The following is a 21946-nucleotide window of genomic DNA, read 5'->3' on the forward strand; positions in this document are numbered from 1 at the left end:
GATACGCGATAAGAGCTGCAATAAGCCGCGCGGATCCCTACCACCGCTAGTCGGCCGCAACGCGCGCTTTCATCACGAAAATCGACATGCCCCGCAAGGTTTCGAGCGCGGGGCGGGTACGTCGGCCACACGGCCGCGAAGGTTGCGAAGATTCGTTACTCCTCGGGCCACTCGTCCGGCACGATCGCGGCGTTCCACGATGCGTAAGCCGCATCATCGGCGACGGGACATGGACGACCAAACGCCTCTTTGAAGTAATTGCCCCAGTGCGGCTTTCGCCCGTCCACGTCCACCAGGCCGTACGCGTCGCCGAGGTCCCATGAGCTGACGACCCGCCCGTTCCACTGGTGCACCTTGGGATCGGCCGCCAGCGCGGCGATGGCGCGTCCCACGTAGTAAGGCGTCTCCGACGCGATGAAGTGCTTCTCCACCTTGACCCCATCGCGCCAGTTGGCCTCCGTCACCCCAAAGTGCTCGAGCATCTCCTCGGAGCGTAGAAAGCCGGGGGTCACCGCCAGCGCCGTCACCGGATGCCGTCGCAGCTCGCGCGCCATGGCGAACGCGAGACGAAGGACGGACATCTTCACCAGATCGTAAAAGAGGTTGCCGCGGTATCCGAAGTGGTTGCCGTCGGTCACCTCGATGATGAGCCCCCGCTCGCGTTTCGGCGATGCCGTCGCGTGCTTGGCCGCCTCGAGCCCCGCCAGCATGAGGGGTACCGCATGCCGGCTGGTCAAGATGTGCGTCACGATCCCTTGTTCGAGCATCCGACGGCCCTTGTCCGAGTCGAGCTTCCAGAACGGCAGCCCAAACTCGGTCAGCTTCTCGCCGCCCCAGATGTCGTTGACCAAGATATCCAGCCCACCTTGCTCCTCCTGGATGCGCGCGCAGAGCGCCTGCACTTCGGATTCCACCGTGTGATCCACCCGCACGGCGATTCCGCGTCCGCGCGCGCCCGACCGCGCATCGACCAACTCCGCGGTCTCGTCGATCGTCTCCGGGCGCGTACCGCTCGCGGGCCTTCCGCGGGCGCTTCGTCCCGTGCAGTAAACCGTGGCGCCTGCTTCTCCCAGGCTTACGGCGATGGCTCGGCCCGCGCCGCGGGTTGCACCGGCCACCAAGGCGACCTTTCCAAGAAGAGGAGTCTTTGCGTCGTGTGCGCTCATAGCCCCCAGCGTACGAGCGCCTTCGGACAGCCGGTTGTCAGCTTTTGTCCGTCGCCTTGACACCTTGCCTGAGCTCTGAGAAATGGTGAGGAAAATGAATTGCAAATTCAACTTCACTTCTTGGACCTTGGTTGCCGCGGCTTTTTGTGCGGCCTGCTCCAGCAGCAGCGATGGAAAGACCGAGGGGGGCCCCCGATTCGAGCACGCGTACGCGTTCGTAACGCAAGCGTTGGCCCCGGGAGCCTCGGCCTCCACGACCTATGTGAACGTGGTCGACTCGCTGGACATCGCCGGTCTCGATCGCACCCAGGCCCGCGAAGTGCCCGGCCTGGGTAGCGCTTCTGCCATCGACGGCAAGCTGTTCGTGGCCAATGGCGAGCGCCCTGCGATCATGCGCTTCGATGTGACCAACGCCGCCCACTGGACGAACGAGGGCCAGATCGACTTCTCCGGTCAGGGGCTCACGGCCACGGCCGGGTTCTTCCAGAACATCACCACCGGCCCGCAAAAAGCCTACATGGCCCGCAATGTCGTGGACCGCATCGTGTGGAACCCCAGCACCCTGACCATCCAGGGCACGGTGAGCGGCGACGCCAGCATCCAGCTCCAGCGCGATGGCTTCAACGTCGCGCAAGGCTACGAACAAGCCGTCCACCGCAACCGCGCCTTTCAGCCGTTCTACTGGGCCTCGAGCAACTTCATCCACTTTGCGCCCTACTCGCAAATCGCCGTCTACGACACCGACACGGACAAGCAGCGCGCGCTGCTCGACGCGCCCTGCCCACACCTGCACCGGGCGGCCAAAGACGAAGAGGGGAATGTCTACTTCAGCAACGGCTCCGGCAGCGCCACCGAGTGGCTCTTCGACCCCAAGGCCCCGCGCAACTGCATGGTCCGCATCAAGGCCGGCCAAGAGACCATCGACCAGGACTTCACCATCCGCTTCGCCGGGCTCACGGGCGGCCTGGAAGCGGCCGCCTTTCAATACTTCGGGGGCGACAAAGGCCTCTTGGCCGTCTTCGATCACACCAAGGTCACCATCGAGCCCAACGCCACCGACGACGAGCGGATCGCGGTCAACCAGAGCGCCAACTGGCATGTCTGGGTCCTCGACGTCAAAACGCGAACGGCCAAGCCGCTGGAGGGGCTCGATGGATTTTCGGGTCAGTTCTTCACCATCCCCATCGACGGCCGCACCTTCGTGCTTCTCCCCGGCGCCAACTACGGCTCCACGAAGGTCTACGAAATCGTGGCGGACGGCACCGCGAAGAAGCGCTTCGCGACCGAGGGGTGGATCTACGAAATGTTCAAGGTGCGGTGAGCGCGGTCGGGAGAGCTCCTCCTGCACGAGCCGTGTTCGAGGTACGGTGAGGTGAGGTTTTTGTTGTCGCGGTAGCTATCCAGCGTGGATGATTTCGTTGCCTGAGATGGGGAGTGACACCGGTGGCAATTCGGTGTTTCCTTTCTGGCTCGGATGTCCGATGGCCATACGACCAGCCGGTAATTTTAGATGCGTTCGGTTGCACGCATGGCATTAATGAGGACACCTTCGGCCGTACGAACTCGCAAACGAAATGTCGGTGGGGACCTTGGAGGCTTGATGCGACGCATTGGTATTCTTTTCATGGGGATTTCCTTGGCCGGGTGGATCCACCTCGCGGGGTGCGGCGACTCGGGCTCGGGGTTCGACGACGGCAAAGATCCGAACAGCAAGCCGGACGGCTCGGATCCCGGCGGTGACTTCCCCGGCGGGGGAGGGCGCGATGCTTCGATCGGCGGCGGCAACCTTGCGGCTTGTGCGACGGGGGAGTCGGGGACGGCGCGCGCGCCGATCTACATGGACATCGTGCTCGACGGTTCGCAGAGCATGGATGGTCATGGTGAGCCGTCCACGGCGGTGCCGTGCGATCCGCCGGTCAATCCCGTTCCGAAGACGTGCTACCTGAAGGACCGCCGTGAGACCGATCCCGAGTTTACGAGCCGTCAGACCGGGAAAAAGTGGATTGCCGCCCGAGGTGCGCTCAAGGCGTATTTCAATGGCATCACGCCGGGCCCCAAGTTGGGCGTGGGGCTTTATCTCTTTTCGAGCACCGTCGCGAACGACAAACGAAACGTTCCGATCGCCAGCGTGACGCCCACGCAGCGGGATGCGCTGTGGGGGACCATCAAGCCGGAAATATGGCCGGATAATGGAACGCCGCTGCTCCGGAGCGTCAACGCCGGCATCTCGAACCTCGAGAACTTCAACCCTGCAAGCGCTTCGCTCGAGGGCGGAGGCAAGCGCGTGCTCCTGCTGATGACGGACGGTATTCCGCAGCCGGACGATCCCCCGGCCAGCGAAAAGGAACAGCAGGACGTCATCACCGCGGTCGACAACGCATACAAGACGAAGAACATTACGACATTCGTCGTCGGCATCGGCGATCCCACCGATCGTCCGCTGGTTTACAACGAGACGTTCTTGAGCAAGGTCGCGAGCGTCGGCGGCGCAGCTCCTCCGGGCTGCACGCCGGAGTGGGATGGCGCCAATCCGGGGGCGACGAAGTCTTGCCACTACCAAGTAACGCCCGGGACGAAATCCGCGGACCAGATCCAGGGGGAGCTGACCTCGCAAATCAACGACATCGCGCAGAGGGTGCAAAGCTGCGAGCTCCAACTCACCATGAAGGACGCGAAGAACCTCAATCCGAACTTGGTGAACGTCCTCTACAAACCCAGCGCTGGCCAGGAGACGCAGCTCCCCAAAGACAACGCCAACGGTTGGTCGCTCGACACTCCCCCGTCGAAGGTGACGCTCAACGGCAACGCATGCGCGAACCTCAAAGCCGATCCGAAAGCAACGGTTCGCGTCATCATCGGCTGCAACACGGGCGACATCGTCATCAAGTGACGTTGGGGCATCCGCGGCTCGCGACGGCGCAGTCGTGAGCTGCACCGGCACCCGCAGCCGCAAGCTGGACCGCATTTCCGCGCGAGCATCGACGTGCGCTCGCGCGGCGGCGGCCCGCGCCATGGGTGGGCTACCTTTTTGCGCTAGCCCATGGCGTGGATCTTTGCCCGTCCTGACGTAAACTTAGAGTATGGCTGCAGGGGCCCCGCCGATCCGCGTTCCGTACGAACGGGCGTTGGCCGCGGAGCAGCGACTCATCGTCTACGGCGTCCCTTATGCGCGCTACGTGGCCATTCGGGAGCTCCTGGAGGAGCAAGGCCTACGGGTGGCCTATTGCGAGGGCGCGATGGAGCTGATGAGCCCATCCGTCGATCATGAGCGTCTGAAGGCGACGATCAGCCGTTTCCTGGAGCTATTTGCGCTGGAGCGCGGCATCGCCATCTTCCCCTTGGGCTCCATGACCTTCCGCTCCGAGGCCAAATCCCGCGGGGCCGAGCCCGACGAATGCTACTTCGTCGGCACCGATCACGACGAAGTCCTCCGCCCTTTTCCGGATATCGCCATCGAGGTCAGCATCGCCCCTGGCGGTCTCGATAAACTCGATATCTACGACGGCCTGGGTGTCCGCGAAGTGTGGCTCTTCTGGGAGGACGACCACGACATCTACGTTCGCCGCCCGGAGGGTGGGTACGTCCGCTCCGCCAAGAGCGAGCTCCTCCCCGCGCTCGACATGGACCTCCTCGCGCGCTTCGCCCGCCGCTCGGACCGACATGCAGCACTGCTGGAGTTCCGCGACGCGATCCGCCTTCCTTTGGCGCTCAGGTCGCCCGATGCGCGGGAGCGTTAGCGGGCAGCTACGCCCTTACGACGTCGATCCGTTCTCCCGAATCATCGTTGAAGGCGCCGCGCCGCCGGGCGCCTATGGCTTGACCGCCACGTCGATGCCCGTCGCGTCGTCCTGGACGACCTCCTTGACCACCCGAGGATCGTGCCCGACGGTGACCTCGCGACCCTGGGCGAAGGATTGGGCGCGTACGAGGCCCACGTAGGCGCGGTTCAAGGCGAGGGCGCGCTCGCGGGAGGGGACGATCAGGGTGGCGATGTCGCGCGAGAGCTTTTGTGCGGCGGCGGGGTCGAGGGAGCGATCGGCACGGAAGAAGCGGGACTCGACCTCGTCGTTGGTGCGGTAGTCGTCGCCGCCGCCGACTTGGGTGAGGTAGTGCGCGTATTCGCCTTTGCCGTCTTTGCGGCGGGGCTCGTGGATGCCGGCGAGGCCGCGGTCGCGCCAGTGGTACCAGCCTTGGCGAAAGCTCGCGGCGCCGAGTTTGCGCGCGAAGGCGAAGGTGCTGTCGGTGGTGGCGCCGATGCCGCCGTGGCATCCGATGCAGGAGACGGTTTCTTCGTAGGATTGCGGGCGGAGATGGCCGTCGCGGTCTTCGATGTAGCCCAGGAGCACCCAGCCCACGCCGTTTCCGACGCCGCGCTCGGCGTCGCCGTGGAGCCTTTTGAGCTTGTCGGGTGATTTCTCCTTTTCGCGCGCCTCTTCTCCGGCGGCGAGCTGCAAATCGGAATAGGTGAGCCACCGCTTCTTTCGCATGTAGCGCACTTCCTTCATGCGCTCGGCCATCACCACATTTCCGCCAGGGTCGATATCCAAATAGCGGAGCGTATGCAAAAACTCGGTCCCCGGTGGGTAGAGCCCGGCCGCGATGCGGCCTTCGCTCGTCGGATCGAGCGTCTTGGCTCTTCCGACGTACCTCGGTGCGAAGCCGTCGCGCAGAGGCCAGCGAAAGGCGACGCGGCGCGCCGTGGTCAAATGGCCATCGCCATCCAAATCGGCGCCCAGGGTGCGCTCGTCGGTGGGCGGGATGGGAATGTCTTTTTCTTGGATATACGCTTCGAGCAGCGCAAAGTTCAAACGGTAGATGGCGCGGTCGTCCTCGCCGCGCTCGTTCTGCCGAAAGGCTTCCGGAAGGCGAATGAGCACGTCGCCCGCGGAGCCGTTGGTCGGCCAGAACATCCCCGGAAAGGGGGTGTAGGCGAAGGCGCGCCAGCCCGTCGTATGCCCGTCGGGCGCATGGTCGAATCCATCTTCGTCGAAATGAAAATAAGCGTCGGCCGCGTAGCCGCCGTGGTCGCGTGCGTACTTCGATTTGGCCTCGTCGACCTCGTAGTTGCGCGTGCGCACCCAGGCGAGCAATGCTGCGTCGTCGAGGGTCGCCGGCGCGGGCCGATGAAGGAAATTCTGCCAATGGTTCTCGGTGGCGAATCGCGCAAAGGAGAGCGTCGTTTGCACGTCCTCGTCATCCACGTAGTTCGGCGGGCGCGATTCGTGGTGGCATGTGAAGCAGCCATTGTGCACCGTCGTTCGCGGGCGCGCGTTCGGCGCGGCTCCGTCGCGTGCGTCGCGTGCGTCCCGCGCGTCTCGAGCTTCCCGCGTTTGCGCATAGCACTGCGGCGGAATATAAGCGGCCAGGTTGACGAGCGCAGGCTGCCCCGGCCCGCTCGCCGAGACCGCGGGTGGCGGCGCAGGCGAGGGGGGCGGGGCGCTGGCCCCTTCGGCCGGGGACTGGGCGAGCGCGTGCCACGCAAAACCTGCGAGCAGCGCACCGCCCAGGAGCCCCGGGATGAAAAGGTGCTTCGATTTCATGTGCTGCATACAACCCGGGCTAGCGCGTCAGCGCGGGGAACGGACCGATGTAGCCCGTGTACGACTCGCGCTCCGGCGATTTGGCCGGCACTTTGTCCTCGTCCGACTCGCCGTAAGGATGCTGGATTTGCATCTTCAGATACCCGTGGCCATTGATGTTCGGGAACCAATAAGCGCCGGTGGTCTCCGAGCCATACGGGGTCGAGAAGATACGGGTCAGCTGCTTGGTGGCCGTGTTGTAGGCCCAGGCCGCGTCGTTTTGGTGCCCGCTGCCCGTGTCCTCGCCGATGATCAAGGTGTTGTAGCCCGGGAGGAATGTCAGGTTGTCGGGGCTGGCGATTCCATTGATCGAGCAGGTGTTCCCGTAATACGGGCTGCCCGCGGGGTAGGCCGCCGCGCCGGTGAGGGGAGTGCCCTCGACCAGGGCCGCCGCCGAGCGCACGACATAGTCGCTGTGCAGGGTCGAGTCGGCGCCGACGTCGAACGCGAACACCGCGCCGCAGTCGTTCTTGGCGAGCTTGATGTGATCGGGCCCGCCCTTGTCGGCCGTGGCATGGCCCGACTCCGTGCCGTTGGAGAGGGAGCTGTGCGCCACGAAGAGGGTGTGCGTGTCGGGATCGTAGGTGATGCCCTCGTTCTTCTGGAACTCCGAGGTCGCGCCCTTGTAGGCCGCATAGCGCCGCGTTTCGAAGCGCGACGCGAGCCGCTCCATGCCCGGCTTGAGCTTGAGGCACTCTTGCTTGCCCGAGTCGGTGTTCACGCTGGTGAACCCCGCGTCGCAGAACGGTGCTGCGGCCTTGGGCGCCGCCGCCTCGAAGATGTCCGCGAACTTGGTGGTGGCGATCTTGTCCGCCAGCTCCGCGTCGGTGGCGTGACCGAGATCGATCCAGGAGATGGTCGCGGTCCCGTGGGGAGCGCCCGCCGCGCTGGTCTGGTTCCACTTGGCCGCGTAGAGGGTCCCGGCGCCGAGGTCGCCCGGATTGTCGGCGACGAACATCGAAAAGATATCGTTGGTGCCGTCGTCCGTCAGATACACGGTCTTTTTATCCGGCATCACGTACGCGAGCTCGAGGGCGCGGCGCCCCATCGCCGGGTGCTTCTTCACCGTCGTTTTTCCGGCTTCGTCGACGCTGATCTCCACCGCGTAGCCGTAGTTGTACGGCTTGAAGACCTTGCGCGCCTCGTCGGCGGTGGCCGTGGTCGCGTCCACCTTCCAGTAGCGGAGCATGTCCCGGATCGAGCTGCTGAACTTCTTGGCCTCGGTGATGCTCGGATCCTGGAATGCCTTGTCGTCGGGCGGGTACTCTTCGCTCCCGAGGTGCGTGCCCCACGGGGTCACCGAGCCCGCGCACGGGGTCCAGAGACCGTCGACGCCCGCGAAGTCGATGGGCTTGGTGCTCACCGGGGTGAGGTAGCCGTCGTAGTCCTGTTTGAGCTCCGTGAGGTACATCGCGGCGGGCGTGGTCTCGAAGTGGGTGATCTCCCAGATCTTTCCGCCCACGGGGAGGAGCGATGAAAAGTCGTTCGACGGCGAGACCACCTCCGAGCCGTCGCCCGGATCGGTGAGGGGGGTGCCGTCTTTGGCGACGAGGCGCCCGAAGACGCCGGGGGCGAGCGACGCGCGCGAGCGAAGCTCCGTCTGGTATCCGACATTGAACTCGTTGCCGTCGATGCGGGCTGTCGCGAACGAGAGCACCGCGCGCTTGTCCGCGTCGGTCGACACCGCGCCGATGGGCGAGAAGGCGAACGTGTGCCCGGGCTTGCCCGCGTCGTCCTTGCCCCCGCCTTTGCCACCGTCGGGGCTCTCGCCCGGCGGTCCTTTGTCCCCTGGTGCTCCTGGAGCTCCCGGGGCGCCCGGAGATCCCGGCGCCCCATTGGACCCGTCCTTTCCATCGTCGCTGCAGGCAGCGACCAACAACGCGGCACTGAAAAGCGTGACACCGAGCGTGCGCGAGCGCGCTCTACGCGTCGAATGATTCACCATGAAGCTCCCTTGTAAGCGGCGAGCCCAGCTCGCCGGTGCATCCACGTCCAGGTCGGTCTGGACGCGCGCACGTTAAAAGAAGCTCGTGACGAATCTGCGAAGCCTAGGTGTCTTCGGGATACCAAGGCATTGAAAAACGCGGTTTACGCGACGGCCGCTGTATTGCCTTCGGTCGCCGCCATGCCCGGCCGCTGCCGCTTCTCGGCAGACTCGTTCATCTTGACGCTCACCAGCCGCGAGACGCCCGACTCCTGCATGGTCACGCCGTAGAGCACGTCGACCATTTGCATCGTTCGTTTGATGTGCGTGATCAAGATGAACTGCGAACGATCCGTCATGTTGCGGATCATTTCGTTGTATCTTGCAACATTTGCCTCGTCGAGCGGGGCGTCGACCTCGTCCAGGATGCAGAAGGGGGAGGGCTTGATCTGGAAGATGGCGAAGATGAGGGAGACGGCGGTGAGCGCTTTTTCGCCGCCGCTCATCAGCTCGATGCTCGAGACCTTCTTGCCCGGCGGCTGCGCGATGATGTCGATGCCCGTCTCGAGCATGTCCTCCGGGTTGGTGAGCCGGAGCGAGGCGCGGCCGCCGCGGAACATCACGGGGAACGTGGCCTCGAACTTCTCTTTGACCGCCTGGAACGTGTCGGCGAAGAGGCGCTTGGACTCTTTGTTCATCTGCTGGATGGCCAGCTGCAAGTCCGACAGCGCCTTCTCCAGGTCGGCCTTCTGCGTCGAGTAGAACTCGAAGCGCTTCTCGGCCTCGGCGTGCTCGCGCACCGCGTCGAGGTTGACGCTGCCCATGCGCTCGATGAGCGTGACCAGCTCCGAGATGCGGTTGTGCGTCTCCTCGTCCGGCGGCGGCCGCATATGGTAGTCGCCGACCACCCGCCCCAGCTCGAGCCCGCGGAACTTCTCCGACACGCCATCGAGGAGGTGCGTCATGGCCAGGCGCCGCTCGCGCAAGCCCATTTCGTGCCGCCCGAGCTCCTCGCGCGCCAGATCCGCGGCGGCGCGGAGATCCTTCAGCAGCCCCTCGAGCTCGCCGAACACCACGCGCAACGACTCGACCTCGGCGCGGTTGCGCGCCAGCTCCTCGGCGGCCGCCCGCACGATCTCCTGCGCGGCGTCAAATTTTTCGCGGTGCGCGACCAACACGGCGCCCGTCTCGCCCGCGGCCCTGGCGCACTCCTGGATCTCCGCCTGCAGACGCACCCGGCGCTCCTCGAGCTCCTGCGCGCTTCGCTCGAGCCGGCTCAACGTCGCGCGCGCGGCCGTCAGCTTTTCGCGCGCCCCCGCGAGCTGCACCTTCTTCTCGGTGAGCACCTGCCGCTGCATGTCGACCCGCTCGCGCCACGACTCGGCCAGCGCCTCGGACTCGCCCAGCTGCGCGTTGCCCTCCTCGTGAAGGGTGTTCGCCTCGTCGAGCAGGCGCTGCGTCTCGCTTCGTTCGTCGTCGGCTTCGGACAGCGCCGAGCCCAGGTCGGAGACCTCGATCGCCAGCGCCTCCAGCCGCCGCTCGATGGTCTCGAGCTGCCCCTCGAGCGCGCGCAGATCCTTCTCCGCGCGCACCAGCGACAGCTCGTCTTGGTGCGCGCGATGGCGGGCGCTGTCGAGCGCGCCTTGCGTCTCGCCCAAGGCGATGCGGAGCGCTTGGTGCTCCTCCACCAGCTCCGCCACGCGTGCTTCGAGCCGCGGCACCTCCTCGGCGAGCTCGCGCGTCTCGCGCTTGGTGTCGAGCATGCCCGCGGCCACGTCCTCGCCCGTGCCTCCGGCGATGCGGCCATCGGGGAAGAACACCGTGCCGCCCAAGGTCACGATGGCGACGGGGGCTTCGCCCAGCGCCTCGCGCATGCGGAGCGCCTCGGCGATGTCGCTCGCCACCAAGGTGTCGCCAAAGAGCGAGCGCACCAGCGCTTCATCCTCGGCGGCGTAGCGCAGACCCTCGACCAAGCGGCGGAAGCCGTTCAGCGCGCCCTCGGCGCCGCCCGCGCCGTTCGCCGTCGAAGCGGCTGCGCGCCGCGGCGCCCGCGGGACGATGACCGCGCGCCCCTTCTTCTGCGCGGCGAGATCGCCGAGCAGCTCGAGCCCGCGATCCGCATCCTCGACCACCACGTCGTGCAGCCGCCCGCCGAGCCACCCGGCCACCGCCAAGGTGAGCTCCGCCGGCGCCTCCACCCGATCGGCCACCAGCCCGCACAGGGCCGGATCTTTGGTGGCGACCAGCGCCTTCACGCCCGCGCCCACCCCTTCGAGCCGCGCCAACATGTCCTCGAGCGCGTGGAGCCGCGACCGTTTGCGCGCGAGCTCGTTCTTCGCTTCCTCCAGCGACCGCTCGCCCGACGCGATCTGCGCCTTGAGCTCTTCGAGCCGCGCCTCGAGCTGCACCTGCTCCTCGGCGCCGAGCTCCTTGCCCTGCCGGTGATCGGCGATCTCCTGCTCCAGCCGCGACGTGCGCGACCCTTGCTCCAGGCGCTCGCCCTCCAGCCGTTCGCGCTCGGCCACCACCTTGTCGAGCCGCGTTTGCATCTCGGACTTGCGCCGCTCGGTGCCGGCGAGCTTCGCCTCGGCGCTGGCGATGTTCGCTTGCGCCTGCGAGACCCGCTGCCGCAGCGACTTGACGGCCTGCTCCGCCTCGTTGTGGCTCGCGACCAGCTCCGCCAGTTGGTCCTCTTCGCCGCCGACCAGCGACGCGTGCGTCTCCTCGATGCCCTCGGACTCCGCCACCTCCTGGGTGACCGTCTCGCGCTCGGAGACCACGCGCTGCCACTGCGCCTCGACCTCGCGCTCCTCGGCCGACGCCTTCTCGTCGCGCTGGCGGAGCCCCTCGAGCTTGTCCTGCGCGCGCGCGATCGCGGCCTCTTCGGCGCGCGCTTCGTTCTCGGCGCCGAAGTTCTTGTTCTGCGCGCGCTCGAGCTCCTCCTCCGCGGTGTGCATCTGCACGCGGAAGGTCTCGAGCTCCGCTTCGCGCGCGGCGAGGGCGACCCGCGCCTCCTCGCTGTCCTTGAGGAAGCGCTCCACCTCGCCCGCCTCGAGCTTGATCCAGCCCGTGAGCTCCAGGTAGCGGTGCGACGCCTCGTAGAGCTGCAGATCCTCGACCTCGCGCCGGTAGGCGATGAAGCGCTCGGCCTTGGCGGCTTGGCGCTTGAGGGAGCCGAGGTTGCGCTCGATCTCGGCCACGATGTCGCCGACGCGCAGCAGGTTTTGCTGCGTCATCTCCATCTTGCGCTCGGCCTGCTTCTTCTTCGACTTGTACTTGGTGATCCCGGCGGCCTCCTCGATCAAGAGGCGGCGGTCCTCGGGCTTCGCGCTCACGATGAGGCCGATCTTGCCCTGCTCGATGATCGAGTACGCCTTGGTGCCGACGCCGGTGCCGAGGAAGAGATCCGTCACGTCCTTCAGGCGGACGTCGGTCTTGTTGATCATGTAGTCGCTGTCGCCGTTTCGGTGCAGGCGGCGCGTGACGGCGATCTCGGGGAAGTCCTTGTACTCGAGCGGGACATCGCCGGTGTCGTTCTCGAAGGTGAGGGTCACCTCGGCGAACTCGTTGGCCGGGCGGGACTCGGAGCCGCTGAAGATGACGTCCTCCATGGCCTTGCCGCGAAGGTGCTTCGCCGACTGCTCGCCCATGCACCAACGGATGGCGTCGACGATGTTCGACTTGCCGCAGCCGTTCGGGCCGACGATGCCCATCACGTCATGGTCGAAATGAACGACGGTCCGATCGACGAACGACTTGAACCCGACCATCTCGAGCTTCTTGATCTTCATTTCCGCTCCCAGAGCGAGGCCAGCTCGCTCCACGTCCCCGAGGGTGACCACATGCCAAACGTATGGTCACTTCACATAAGGTCACTGGAAGCTACGAAATGTTCGACTTTCCGGCAAGAAGAAACTGGCGGGCCCCTGGATCGGGTGTCTAATGTTTGTGGCTCTTTCAGGCGCCTCATCCAAGGCGGCTTGACAGAGGGCTCGCGCATCCATATCTCGCGCCGTAGACATCATGCCGACCTACGAGTACGCCTGCTCGAATTGCCAGAACCAGTGGGAGGAGCTTCAGAAGATCTCGGAGCCAGCCTCCACAGTGTGCCCGAAGTGCCACCAATCCACCGCGCGGAGGCAGATCAGCGCGGGCAACTTCATCCTCAAAGGGGGCGGATGGTACGCCGATCTGTACTCGTCCACGAAACCGTCCGGGAAATCCAACGGCAGCTCGTCCGAATCGAGCTCGAGCAGCTCGGGCAGCTCGAATGGCGGCGGCGCGGCCAAGTCCGACACGTCGTCCAGCTCCAGCAGCTCGGGGGGCTCCGGCAGCTCGTCGGGCGCTTCCAGTTCTTCCGGCTCCTCGGGCAGTGGTGGCGGGGCGAGCAAGGGCGGAAGCTCGTAGCCAACGCGCATCATGCGTGATCCGGAAGGCGACGACTTCGACGACGACGCGGAGAGCGCGAAGACACGCGTCACGCATCCCCGAGGCCAGAAGGTGCTCGGCTCGGTCTTGGCGCAAGGGGGTTGCTTGGTGGTCATCTACACCAGCGATCCCACGCAGCTCGGCAAGCGCTTCGTGCTGGTGAACCCCACGCGCATCGGGCGCGGGGAGGAGAACCAGATCGTGCTCGAGGGCGACAGCGTCTCGCGCCGCCACTGCGTCATCGAAGAACGCAACGACACCTGGTGGTGCGCCGATCAGCGCTCCACCAACGGCACGTACGTCAACGACGAGCGCGTGGTGTCCGAGCGAAAGCTGGAGAACGGCGACCGGATGAAGATCGGGTCGAACATCCTGAAGTACTTCGCGGGCGACGACGTCGAGGCGCTCTACCACGAAGAGATCTACCGGATGACCATCATCGACGCGCTCACCGGCGCCTACTTGAAGCGCTACCTGCTCGAGCACCTCGAGAAGGAGATGGGCCGCGCGCGCCGGCACGAGCGCGATCTCTCGCTGATGATGTTCGACCTCGATCACTTCAAGCGCATCAACGACGAGCGCGGACACGTCACCGGCGATCACGTGCTCAAAGAGGTGGCGCGCCTGGTCCTCGGCCGCCTGCGCCCCAGCGACGTGCTCGCCCGCTACGGCGGCGAAGAGTTCGCGGTGGTGCTCCCCGAAACGAGCCTCGAGGCCGCCCGCACCGTCGCCGAAGGCCTCCGCGCCTCCATCGAGTCCGCGTCCTTCGAGTTCCAAGGCGAGCGCATCCCCGTCACCATCTCCTGCGGCCTCACGCTCTTCACGAAGACCGACAAATCCGCCCCCGACATGATCCAACGCGCCGACGAGCGCCTCTACGCCGCCAAGCGCGGCGGCCGCAACCGGGTCGAATAGGAGCGGAGCTCCCTCCTCCCAAGGGAGGAGGGTCGGGGGAGCCCATCAATCTTTTCCCATCCGCATCACGTGCCGCTGCGCGATCCCCGCCGACCACGTGAACAAGCTGCCCAACGTCCGGAACACCTCGACCAAGGTGCGCTTGGTCACGTCGTCCCCATTGGCGCCGTCGGCGATGGCCACCGCCCCATCGAACGAAAGCCACGCGATGAGCGACGCCGCCAAGAGGCTCCACGGCCACGCCAGCTTCCCGCCCCGCAAGGCGATGGCCGTCGGCAGCACCGGCGCGAGCAGGCAAAGCGAGCCAATGTCGCCGAGCTCCGAGCAAATGTTCGTGAGCGCCTCCCGATCCCCCGACGCCAGCACGCAGCCCACGTCCTTCACCAGAGGACCGCCGGCGAGCGCCAGGGCCACCACCGCCGCCGCGATGTAAGCACGGCGCCGCGTGCGCGCCGCATCGGGTAGATCGGCCTCGCCCCAGGCGCGCCCGAAGCGCCATGCGCCCACGATGGCGCTCCCGTTGGCGATCATCGAGAGCACGGTGCGCAAGGTCCCCGTCGGGTCGATCTGCCCCACCGCAGGAAACCTCGTCAAGTCCGAGAAAAAGAGGAAGAAGAAGCAGGCCGCCTGCAGGGCCCACGCGGTGCGCAGGTAGTCCCCCCGATCGAACGCGCGGGCGGCGAGCGCGCTGCCGATGAAGGCCACGGCCTCGACGAACGAGACCTCCACCCGAAAGACCATCAGCACCGTGGGGGAGGGGACCGCGATCCCAGTCGCGACCACCAGCAGCGCGCCCGCGAACGGGATGAACCAGAGGAGCGACAGCGCCCGCACGTTGGTCGTGGACTCGGTGCCGCCCGAGAGGCTCGGCTTGGACGAACGCGACGATGGCGGCGCAGAGAGCGTCATGGTGCGAGACCCCCCACCTCGCGTCCGCACCGCCTCTCCCGGCGGTTCGGTCCGAAGACGAGGAGGCGCACGTCGCGCGCCGAGAGCCCCATCTCCAGGCCCGCGCGCTCGAAGATCAGCTGCGAGAGACGGCCGCGCGGCGGGTTGGCGAGGGCGGGAAGATCGTGTTCCCAGGTGCGCGCATCGCTCGGAAACGGAAGCGAGGGGAGCGCGTCCGCGAACGCGGCGATGACCTCGGCGCCGATGGCTTTTCGCCCGCCGAGCCAGCGCTTGGCCGCCAGCGCCCCACGGGCGAGCCGATGAAAGGTCACGCACGCGACCATCCAAGGCTCGACCCCGTTTGCCGCATCGAGCACATCCTCGCCCGCGCGCGCGCCCTCGGCACGATGCGTCGCGTTCTGTGCGCTCTGCCGGTTCTCGATGCTTTGCCGGTTCTCGATGCTCTGCTTCGCGACGCTCCGCGCATCTTGCTCATTCGGCGCGTCCCCGCAGATGCGCTCAAGCGCGGCAAGGCGACCCTCGAGGACCTCGAGCGGAAAGTCGTCGAGCTCGCGAAGCACACCGGGAAAGGTGGACGCCAGTCGTGCCATGGCCGCGCGCGGATCGGGTGCGCTGGGATCCGGACGACGCAGGCGAAGCATCTCAGCGTATTTGTTCGCCAGGTCCGTGAGATCCGCGCGGGAGAGCGTCACTGCGTGATGATACTCCAATGTCGCAGGCCCGCCCGCCCTGAAACGATCCGCGGAGATATAACGGGCTCTTCAATGTAAAATTCCCGTGCTACGGCCTGAACACGGCGAAGGGCTCGAAAAAGCAGCCTGCACGATTTCGAATTATCGATTTTGACGACTTCGAAAAATCGAAACAGCGCGATATTCAAACCGACTGGTCGATGAATGTTTGTAGGCGCACGGATGGATGTCGCTTCGGGGCATGCCGGCGCAGGATTCTCGCGGCGGCGTGAGAATAATTTATTCCTTGGCCGCATGTGGGCCGGTACATAAAGTCATTCGCTTTAGCGATATGATCCCTCGATGTAGACGATCGATCGCGAAAACGTCTGCATGACCGGGCCGAAGAACATGGTGATTTGCCGGTTACGCCATCGTCTTCGACGCTCCCGGAAACCTTCGCCCAGGAGCGCGGATCGCCGTGGATCCACGTCGTCCTCTCATTGCAATTGAGCCTCCCGGCTTTCTTTTCCGAAATCGAGAAAGGCAGAGACTCTATGTCGTATCTGGAATTCCGAAGCTATATCCTCGGACGGTTACCGGCGGTGCTCGTCGATAACCTGAGAGCTCATTTCGATCATCTCGAGCCCGATGTCGTCGATTACAAGAACAACGGCTTTCATTCCCGGAGCCGCCGCTTCGGAGCGTTCGCGTTCACCGGTGAGCGCTTCGAGCACGATCCTGCGCTGCTCGAGCATTTCAACAAGCCCAAGAAGTTCCACGCGCAGACGGTCGCGAGGCATCCGGCGCCGCTCACGGAGGCCTCGCTCGCGAGCGGCGTCTGCGACGAGCTGCTCCAGACGGTGCTCGCCTTCTCGCCGCTGAAGTGGGGGCGGGAATATTTCTTCGGTATCAACTTCGTTCGCGTGCGGGCCAATGACCAATTCATGGGCGCCCCGGCGCCGGGGTTCCACCAAGACGGATACGACTATTCGTGTCACATCAACGTGGCGCGGCAGAACGTCTCGGGGGGGACCAGCATCCTGGCCGAGGAGCCGAGCCCGGACGCCATCGCCGTGGAGTGCGATTTGAAGCCGGGCGAGTTCGTCTTTTTCAATGATCGAACCATGTATCATACGGCATCGCCCGTTACGCCGCGCTGTGGCGGGCACGAAACCTGGCGCGACATGATCATCGTCGACATCGTCGCGAAGCCGCTGCGCGGATTGGTCCGCACGATCCCCGCGGCCCCCGAGCTCTTCGACGTGGCCGAGGCCGTATAACGTGCGGGTCGCGCTCCTGAAAGCCGATTACGTCAATGCAGACTTGATTGGCGCGCACGGTGATTTGCCCGATATGTTTCGAAGGTTTCTCGGGGGCGACGTCGCCATCGACGTGTACGAGGTCCGCTTCGGCGCGCTGCCCGATCCCCGCCGCTACGACGCTTGCCTGATCACGGGCAGCCGGCACTCGGTCGACGACGACTGCGATTGGATTCGCGCGCTGCTGGCGTTCTTGCGCAAAGCCGCAGATTCGGGAGCACGGTTGATCGGGTTTTGCTTTGGCCACCAAGCCCTGGCCAAGGCGCTCGGCGGCCGGGTTGGAAAAGGGCCCTCGGGCTGGAACGTCGGGCTCTGGCCAGTGGCGATCCAGGAGCACCCGGCGTGGATGCGCGAGGCCGCGGGCGCGGGCGCCGGGGAGGCCGCCGGCGATCGGCCGGGCTCGGTTCGACCCGAAATATTTTCGCTGTTCAACCATCGGGAACAGGTGCTCGCCTTACCCTCGGAGGCGCGTATCATCGCCAGCACGGAGCGCTGCCCCGTGCAGGCGTTCGTTTTGGACGATCAAACGAGACAGGTGTTGGGCATCCAGTTTCATCCCGAGTACACGTTGTCTTACCAGGAGGCGATCATGGCCGTACCCAAGACGATGCCGCGGACGGTGTTCGACGACGCCATCCAGCGCAATCGAACGCTCACACGCACGGATGGTATCGTCCGCGAGTGGGTCCTGCGCTTTGCGGGCGCGCCGCGCGTGCGGGAGATCCCGAGCGCGGTGCCGATGCGAGGTAGCCGATGATACGGGCCATCATCTCGGACTTCGACGGAACCCTGTGCGATACGCAGCGGGCGATCTCCACCGTGCTGGCGGAGACCTTCCGTGCCCGCGGCCAGACCGCACCGAGCGCGGATGCCATCGACGCCACCTTGGCCCGCGGCATCACCCTCGAGGAGACCATCGCCGCCCTGGCGCCGGAGATCGCGCCCGCATCGGACGAGTGCCGCGAGTGGGTGACGGTCTATCGCCAGATCTACAACGGCGGCCTGGGGGTCCACGCCACGGCGGCGTTTCCGGGAGTCCGCGAGGCGCTCGCGTCGCTGGCCGAGGCCGGCGTGCCCCTCGTCATCGTCTCGAACAAAGGGGAGGTGGCGGTGCAGAACACCTTGCGCCACCTGGAGCTCGAGGCCTACGTCCACACGGTCATCGCGGCCAAGGGCGATCTGGCGACCAAGCCCGATCCAAAGAGCTTCGAGCAGCGCATCGCGCCGGTCTTTCCCGACGTCGAGCCCGCCGATTTTCTGGTGGTGGGCGATACCCCGACCGACATTCGTTACGCGCGCGCCATCGGAGCGCAATCGGCGTGGGTCTCCTTTGGTTATGGCGCGCCGGACGCGTGCCGTGCGCTCGGCCCCGACTACACCGTCGCGCGCTGGTCGGATTTGGCCCGGCTCATCGAGCAAGCCCGCGAGGCCCTCCCGCCCGTCGCGCAAACCGCGCAGCTATGCGTGCTGGACAAGATGGATCGCGAGGGCCCACCCTCGCGCCTCTCCACTTATTTAAGGGCGTTCTGCCAAGCCGACATCCCCCGCCACAAGGCGCAGCAGATGATCTCCAGCATGACCCGCCATCTTTTGACCTCGCCCCACGCCGAGCTCGCACGTCCGGAGCTCTTGGTGCCGATTGCCCGCGCCGGTATGGCGATGTGGCCAATCGCCAATTCGCATTTCGGCGGGCCGCCAAGTTGCTTTGCCATTGGCAAAAAGGAAAAGGGCTCGAACAAAGTGGACGTTCAGACATCCACCGGTTTGCGCGCAGATACCCGTCATGTGCTCGTTCTCGATACGGTGAGCGCGACGGGGGACACGGTGGTGGCCACCGCCGCCGCGCTTCGCGAGCGCCTCCCGGGCGCGCGCATCGAAGCGGCCATCTGCTATGCCGCGCCCGAGGCGGTGGAGACGATCCTCGCCTCCAACGCGGTCGATCGCCTGGTGGTGGGGGTGCGGGCGACCGGGTGCGACGCGGGCTGGCTGGTCCCTCGGATCCAGGGGGATGCGGGGGAGAAGCTGTTTGGTCACGTGGAGCGTCACGTCGAGCATCACGCCGAGCGGGCAGCATGAGCGCGCATCTCGAGAGGGGGCTCGCGGACCTTTGCCAGCGCGTGGTGGAGCACACGGCGCACGATCCGCATCAACCTGTCTTCGTGCCGTTCGCGGTCTCCGGCGAGGCGGCGGTGCCTTTGAGCCGCGAGGCGCTTTGCCAGCGCGCGCTGGTCTTGGCGGCTGCGTTCGTGCGCCGCGGCTTGGATGCCTCGCGGGTGGCGCTGGCCGTGAACGCCGGGCCCGAGGCCGCCTGCCTCTATCTGGCGTGCCAGTTCGCGGGCATCGCGCCGGCCATGGTGCCGGTCCCCGCGCAGCCGCACGAGGTCCGTGATTTTGCGACCATCGTGGCGCCGCTGGTGGCGGCGTTCGAGCCGGAGGTGGTGCTCTTCGACGGCGCGACGTTCGAGCTCCTGCGCGACGCAGGGCAGCTCGACGTCTGGCGCGGCGCGGCCCGGGCGGCGGCGTACACCGAGGGCGAGCTCGCCGAGGCCCGCGACGCGGGCGATGCGCTGGAGCACCCGGTGGAGCGCCCGCTGGAGGCGCCGCAGCACTTCCTCTTTACGTCGGGGACCACGGGCCGCTCCAAGGTGGTGCGGCTGTCGCGCGCGGCGGTGGCGTTCAACTCGCTCTATGTGGCCGAGCGCTGGGGGTACGCGGCGGGCGATCGCTTGCCGGTCCTGGGCGCGCCGTATCACTCCGCGGGGCTGATGGTCGGCCTGATCATGCCGATTTACATGGGCGCGTGCGGTGTGTTCATGGCCCGCGGCGCGGGGGCGCGCGCGCACGAAATGCTGAGCGTGGAGCAGCCCGCGGCGTGGCTGCGTTACTTGTCCGAGTCGCAGTGCACGCACTTGGCGTGCGGCGATGGCCTCTTGCGCGCGCTCGTGCAGCCGCGCCCGAATCCCGACGTCGAGGACCTGCGGTATCCGGCGTTGAGGGCCATCATCATCGGCGGCGAGCCCCTGGCGCGCAGCACCTACGAGCTGGTCGAGCGCCACTTCGAGCCGCGCGCCTCCCGCGACTTTTGCATCTTCACGGCGTACGGCATGACGGAGGCCGCGGGCCTCATCGCGACCTCGACCAAGCGGCGGCCCACGCAGCTGCAGCTGCAGATCTCGGAGCTCGATCGCGGCCGGGTGAAGCTGGCAGGGCGCCTGGACAACGACATCGCCGTGATCAGCTGCGGCACCCCCAGCCATGGCGTCACCGTGCGCGTGGTCGACGAGCATGGAAAGTCGCTGCCGGACAAGACCCTCGGGCGGGTCGAGTTCCAGAGCGACTCCCTGTTCGATGGGTACGTGACCGATCCCAAGGACGCATTTTCGCGCGAGCTCGGGCCCGTCGATGGATCGTCCGGCGCGTCGGGCGCTCCGTTCTTTCCAACGGGGGATATCGGCTTTCTGAAGGATGGCGAAATCTTCATTCGCGGCCGCGTGAAGGAGGCGGTGCCCATCGGCTGCGCGCTGGTGCCTGCGGAGCGCATCGAGTCGGTGATGCGGTGCGCGTGCGGTCCGCGCGCGGGCGAGCACAATGTCGCCACCCGCCCGCTCGAGCACCCCGAGCCGTGCGGCGCGCAGCCCGCGGTGGAGCTCCTGGCGCTGCAAGAGCTGGCGGGCGACGGCGGCGAGCCGGCCTCGTGGGACAAGGTGGCGCGCGCGATGGCCGAGGCGCTCTTCGGCGTGTTCCCGCTCGCGACGGTGCGGGTCGTTCTCGTGGCTTCCGGAGCGCTCCCGCGGCTGCGGACCAGCGCCAAGAAGGTGCGCATTCCGGCGGCGGCGGCGCTCGAGCGCGGCGAGCTCCCCGCGCTGTTCGATCGCGTGTTCGCGCGCGAGGCGACGGCGATCACGCGCCAGACGGTGGCGCGGTCTCCGAACCAAGTGGACATCGCGTGGAGCGCGGCGGATCTCGAGGCCGACCGGCGCTGGCTCTTCGAGCTCACCGCGCGCGAGCACGACGCGCTCGCGAACTGCTTGGCGGCGCGAAGCAGCGCGGCGGAGCTCCTCTCGAGCATCGATCGGCGCATCGAGCGCGCGCTGCTGGAGACGCGCGACGGGGTGGGCTTCGCGGTGCTCCGCGGGTTCCCGGTCGAGGCCTCGGTGGTGGATCTCGAGCACATGCTGGGCGCCGTCGGCTCCGCGCTCGGCCGGCTCATGCCGCAGAACGAGGCGGGCGAGCGATTGACCCACGTGTGCCACCGCGCGCAGCCTGGCGCCCGCGGCTACCTCTCCAACGAGGCGCTGGACTTCCACAGCGACACCGCCGACATGCTGGCGCTGTTCTGCGTGCGGAACGCCCGCTGCGGCGGGGAGACGGCGCTCGTCAGCTCCCTGCGCATCTTCAACGAGCTCGCGGCCTCGAACGCGCCCGACGTGCGCGAGGCCATGGAGGTTCTGCGCCAAGGTTTCGTGTACGCGTACCCCGATCAAGCGGGACAAGGCGGGCAAGCGGGGCAAACGGGACAAGCCGGCGACCCGCCGTTTGCGGCGTCCGATGCCCTACCCGAGCGCATCCCCGTCTTCAGCGACTGCAGCGGCCGCGTGAGCTGCCGCTACTTGCGGGCGTTCATCGAGCTCGCCGAGCAGCGCTTTGGCGTTCGCCTCTCGGAGCGCGAACGGCGGGCGCTCGACCGCTTCGATCAGGTGGCGGCCCATTCGGATCTTCAACTGCGTTTGCGGTTGGAGCCCGGCGATATCCTTCTCGTGAACAATTACACGGTTCTCCATTCGCGAACCGCGTTCGATGATCCCGGGGCCGAGAGCGGAAAGCGTTTGCTCCTGCGATTGTGGATCAACGTCCCGTCGTTCCGCCCGATTGTCCCGGCCCTGAAAAAGCTTTCGGAGCGCTTTCAAAAGCAGCCCAACCAGGTGGTTGGTGGGTCGTTCCGGGTCGCAGAAGTGAATACCCACTTTCGCTGAAGGATGGATAAAAAAACGGCGCGTGCCGCTTCCTCGTCGAAGCACGCGCCGTCTCCGAT

At 66.4% G+C, this 21946-nt stretch carries 15 protein-coding genes; 8 read left to right on the forward strand and 7 right to left on the reverse strand.

Features of this window, described 5'->3' with window-relative positions; translation table 11 throughout:
* Positions 1-155 precede the first annotated feature (155 nt).
* Positions 156-1166 carry an SDR family NAD(P)-dependent oxidoreductase gene (locus LZC94_17575; GenBank protein WXB19035.1) on the reverse strand — a complete coding sequence of 337 codons (1011 nt, stop codon included), beginning with the start codon at positions 1164-1166 and terminating at the stop codon, positions 156-158.
* 94 nt (positions 1167-1260) lie between these two features.
* Here LZC94_17575 and LZC94_17580 point away from each other — a divergent pair, with 94 nt between their 5' ends.
* The 3 genes from LZC94_17580 to LZC94_17590 all read left to right on the forward strand — a co-directional run bounded on the left by LZC94_17580 (position 1261) and on the right by LZC94_17590 (position 4903).
* A complete protein-coding gene (locus LZC94_17580; protein WXB19036.1) occupies positions 1261-2487 on the forward strand; it encodes an MxcI in 1227 nt (408 codons plus the stop codon).
* A 276-nt stretch (positions 2488-2763) separates the two neighbouring features.
* Positions 2764-4056 carry a hypothetical protein gene (locus tag LZC94_17585; protein WXB19037.1) on the forward strand — a complete coding sequence of 431 codons (1293 nt, stop codon included), beginning with the start codon at positions 2764-2766 and terminating at the stop codon, positions 4054-4056.
* A gap of 190 nt (positions 4057-4246) precedes the next feature.
* Complete coding sequence (locus LZC94_17590; protein WXB19038.1) at positions 4247-4903, forward strand: Uma2 family endonuclease; 657 nt, start codon at positions 4247-4249, stop codon at positions 4901-4903.
* A 72-nt stretch (positions 4904-4975) separates the two neighbouring features.
* Here the strand turns inward: LZC94_17590 and LZC94_17595 are convergent, their stop codons facing one another.
* The 4 genes from LZC94_17595 to LZC94_17610 form a co-directional block, all read right to left on the reverse strand.
* Positions 4976-6706: a hypothetical protein gene (locus LZC94_17595; GenBank protein ID WXB19039.1), complete on the reverse strand. Its 1731-nt coding sequence runs from the start codon at positions 6704-6706 to the stop codon at positions 4976-4978.
* A gap of 19 nt (positions 6707-6725) precedes the next feature.
* Positions 6726-8624: a PhoX family protein gene (locus tag LZC94_17600; protein ID WXB19040.1), complete on the reverse strand. Its 1899-nt coding sequence runs from the start codon at positions 8622-8624 to the stop codon at positions 6726-6728.
* A 209-nt stretch (positions 8625-8833) separates the two neighbouring features.
* Positions 8834-12460 carry a chromosome segregation protein SMC gene (gene smc, locus LZC94_17605; GenBank protein ID WXB19041.1) on the reverse strand — a complete coding sequence of 1209 codons (3627 nt, stop codon included), beginning with the start codon at positions 12458-12460 and terminating at the stop codon, positions 8834-8836.
* A gap of 285 nt (positions 12461-12745) precedes the next feature.
* The gene (locus LZC94_17610) at positions 12746-13090 is read right to left on the reverse strand and encodes a hypothetical protein (GenBank protein WXB19042.1); all 345 of its coding nucleotides are present in this window, start codon (positions 13088-13090) and stop codon (positions 12746-12748) included.
* Between LZC94_17610 and LZC94_17615 the strand changes: the two genes are divergently transcribed.
* The gene (locus LZC94_17615; GenBank protein WXB19043.1) at positions 13089-14012 is read left to right on the forward strand and encodes a GGDEF domain-containing protein; all 924 of its coding nucleotides are present in this window, start codon (positions 13089-13091) and stop codon (positions 14010-14012) included. The genes LZC94_17610 and LZC94_17615 overlap by 2 nt on opposite strands.
* 45 nt (positions 14013-14057) lie before the next feature.
* On the opposite strand, the gene LZC94_17620 is transcribed toward LZC94_17615, so the two are convergent.
* Together LZC94_17620 and LZC94_17625 are read right to left on the reverse strand one after the other, a co-directional pair.
* Positions 14058-14921: a hypothetical protein gene (locus tag LZC94_17620; protein ID WXB19044.1), complete on the reverse strand. Its 864-nt coding sequence runs from the start codon at positions 14919-14921 to the stop codon at positions 14058-14060.
* Entirely contained in the window at positions 14918-15613 is a 696-nt protein-coding gene (locus LZC94_17625) for a hypothetical protein (protein ID WXB19045.1), read from the reverse strand. The genes LZC94_17620 and LZC94_17625 overlap by 4 nt, the downstream gene beginning before the upstream one ends.
* Before the next feature lie 536 nt (positions 15614-16149).
* Between LZC94_17625 and LZC94_17630 the strand changes: the two genes are divergently transcribed.
* The 4 genes from LZC94_17630 to LZC94_17645 are packed head-to-tail and all read left to right on the forward strand — an operon-like array spanning position 16150 to position 21887.
* On the forward strand, positions 16150-16875 hold the full coding sequence (locus tag LZC94_17630; GenBank protein WXB19046.1) for a 2OG-Fe dioxygenase family protein: 726 nt from the start codon (positions 16150-16152) through the stop codon (positions 16873-16875).
* 1 nt (position 16876) lies between these two features.
* Positions 16877-17671: a type 1 glutamine amidotransferase gene (locus tag LZC94_17635; GenBank protein ID WXB19047.1), complete on the forward strand. Its 795-nt coding sequence runs from the start codon at positions 16877-16879 to the stop codon at positions 17669-17671.
* Positions 17668-18990 (forward strand): HAD hydrolase-like protein, encoded by a 1323-nt coding sequence (locus LZC94_17640; protein WXB19048.1) that lies wholly within the window; start codon positions 17668-17670, stop codon positions 18988-18990. The genes LZC94_17635 and LZC94_17640 overlap by 4 nt, the downstream gene beginning before the upstream one ends.
* Positions 18987-21887 carry an AMP-binding protein gene (locus LZC94_17645; protein WXB19049.1) on the forward strand — a complete coding sequence of 967 codons (2901 nt, stop codon included), beginning with the start codon at positions 18987-18989 and terminating at the stop codon, positions 21885-21887. Before LZC94_17640 ends, LZC94_17645 begins: the two co-directional genes overlap by 4 nt.
* The last annotated feature ends 59 nt before the right edge of the window (positions 21888-21946 follow it).

It is taken from the genome of Sorangiineae bacterium MSr11954, assembly GCA_037157815.1.
Lineage (GTDB): Bacteria > Myxococcota_A > Polyangia > Polyangiales > Polyangiaceae > Pendulispora > Pendulispora albinea.

What these genes read in the sequence shown, in the direction of transcription:
- LZC94_17575 (WXB19035.1), bottom strand. Translation starts at nt 1,166, where the DNA reads ATGAGCGCACACGACGCAAAGACTCCTCTTCTTGGAAAGGTCGCCTTG.
- LZC94_17580 (WXB19036.1), top strand. Translation starts at nt 1,261, where the DNA reads ATGAATTGCAAATTCAACTTCACTTCTTGGACCTTGGTTGCCGCGGCT.
- LZC94_17590 (WXB19038.1), top strand. Translation starts at nt 4,247, where the DNA reads ATGGCTGCAGGGGCCCCGCCGATCCGCGTTCCGTACGAACGGGCGTTG.
- LZC94_17595 (WXB19039.1), bottom strand. Translation starts at nt 6,706, where the DNA reads ATGAAATCGAAGCACCTTTTCATCCCGGGGCTCCTGGGCGGTGCGCTG.
- smc (WXB19041.1), bottom strand. Translation starts at nt 12,460, where the DNA reads ATGAAGATCAAGAAGCTCGAGATGGTCGGGTTCAAGTCGTTCGTCGAT.
- LZC94_17615 (WXB19043.1), top strand. Translation starts at nt 13,089, where the DNA reads ATGCGTGATCCGGAAGGCGACGACTTCGACGACGACGCGGAGAGCGCG.
- LZC94_17610 (WXB19042.1), bottom strand. Translation starts at nt 13,090, where the DNA reads ATGATGCGCGTTGGCTACGAGCTTCCGCCCTTGCTCGCCCCGCCACCA.
- LZC94_17620 (WXB19044.1), bottom strand. Translation starts at nt 14,921, where the DNA reads ATGACGCTCTCTGCGCCGCCATCGTCGCGTTCGTCCAAGCCGAGCCTC.
- LZC94_17630 (WXB19046.1), top strand. Translation starts at nt 16,150, where the DNA reads ATGTCGTATCTGGAATTCCGAAGCTATATCCTCGGACGGTTACCGGCG.
- LZC94_17640 (WXB19048.1), top strand. Translation starts at nt 17,668, where the DNA reads ATGATACGGGCCATCATCTCGGACTTCGACGGAACCCTGTGCGATACG.
- LZC94_17645 (WXB19049.1), top strand. Translation starts at nt 18,987, where the DNA reads ATGAGCGCGCATCTCGAGAGGGGGCTCGCGGACCTTTGCCAGCGCGTG.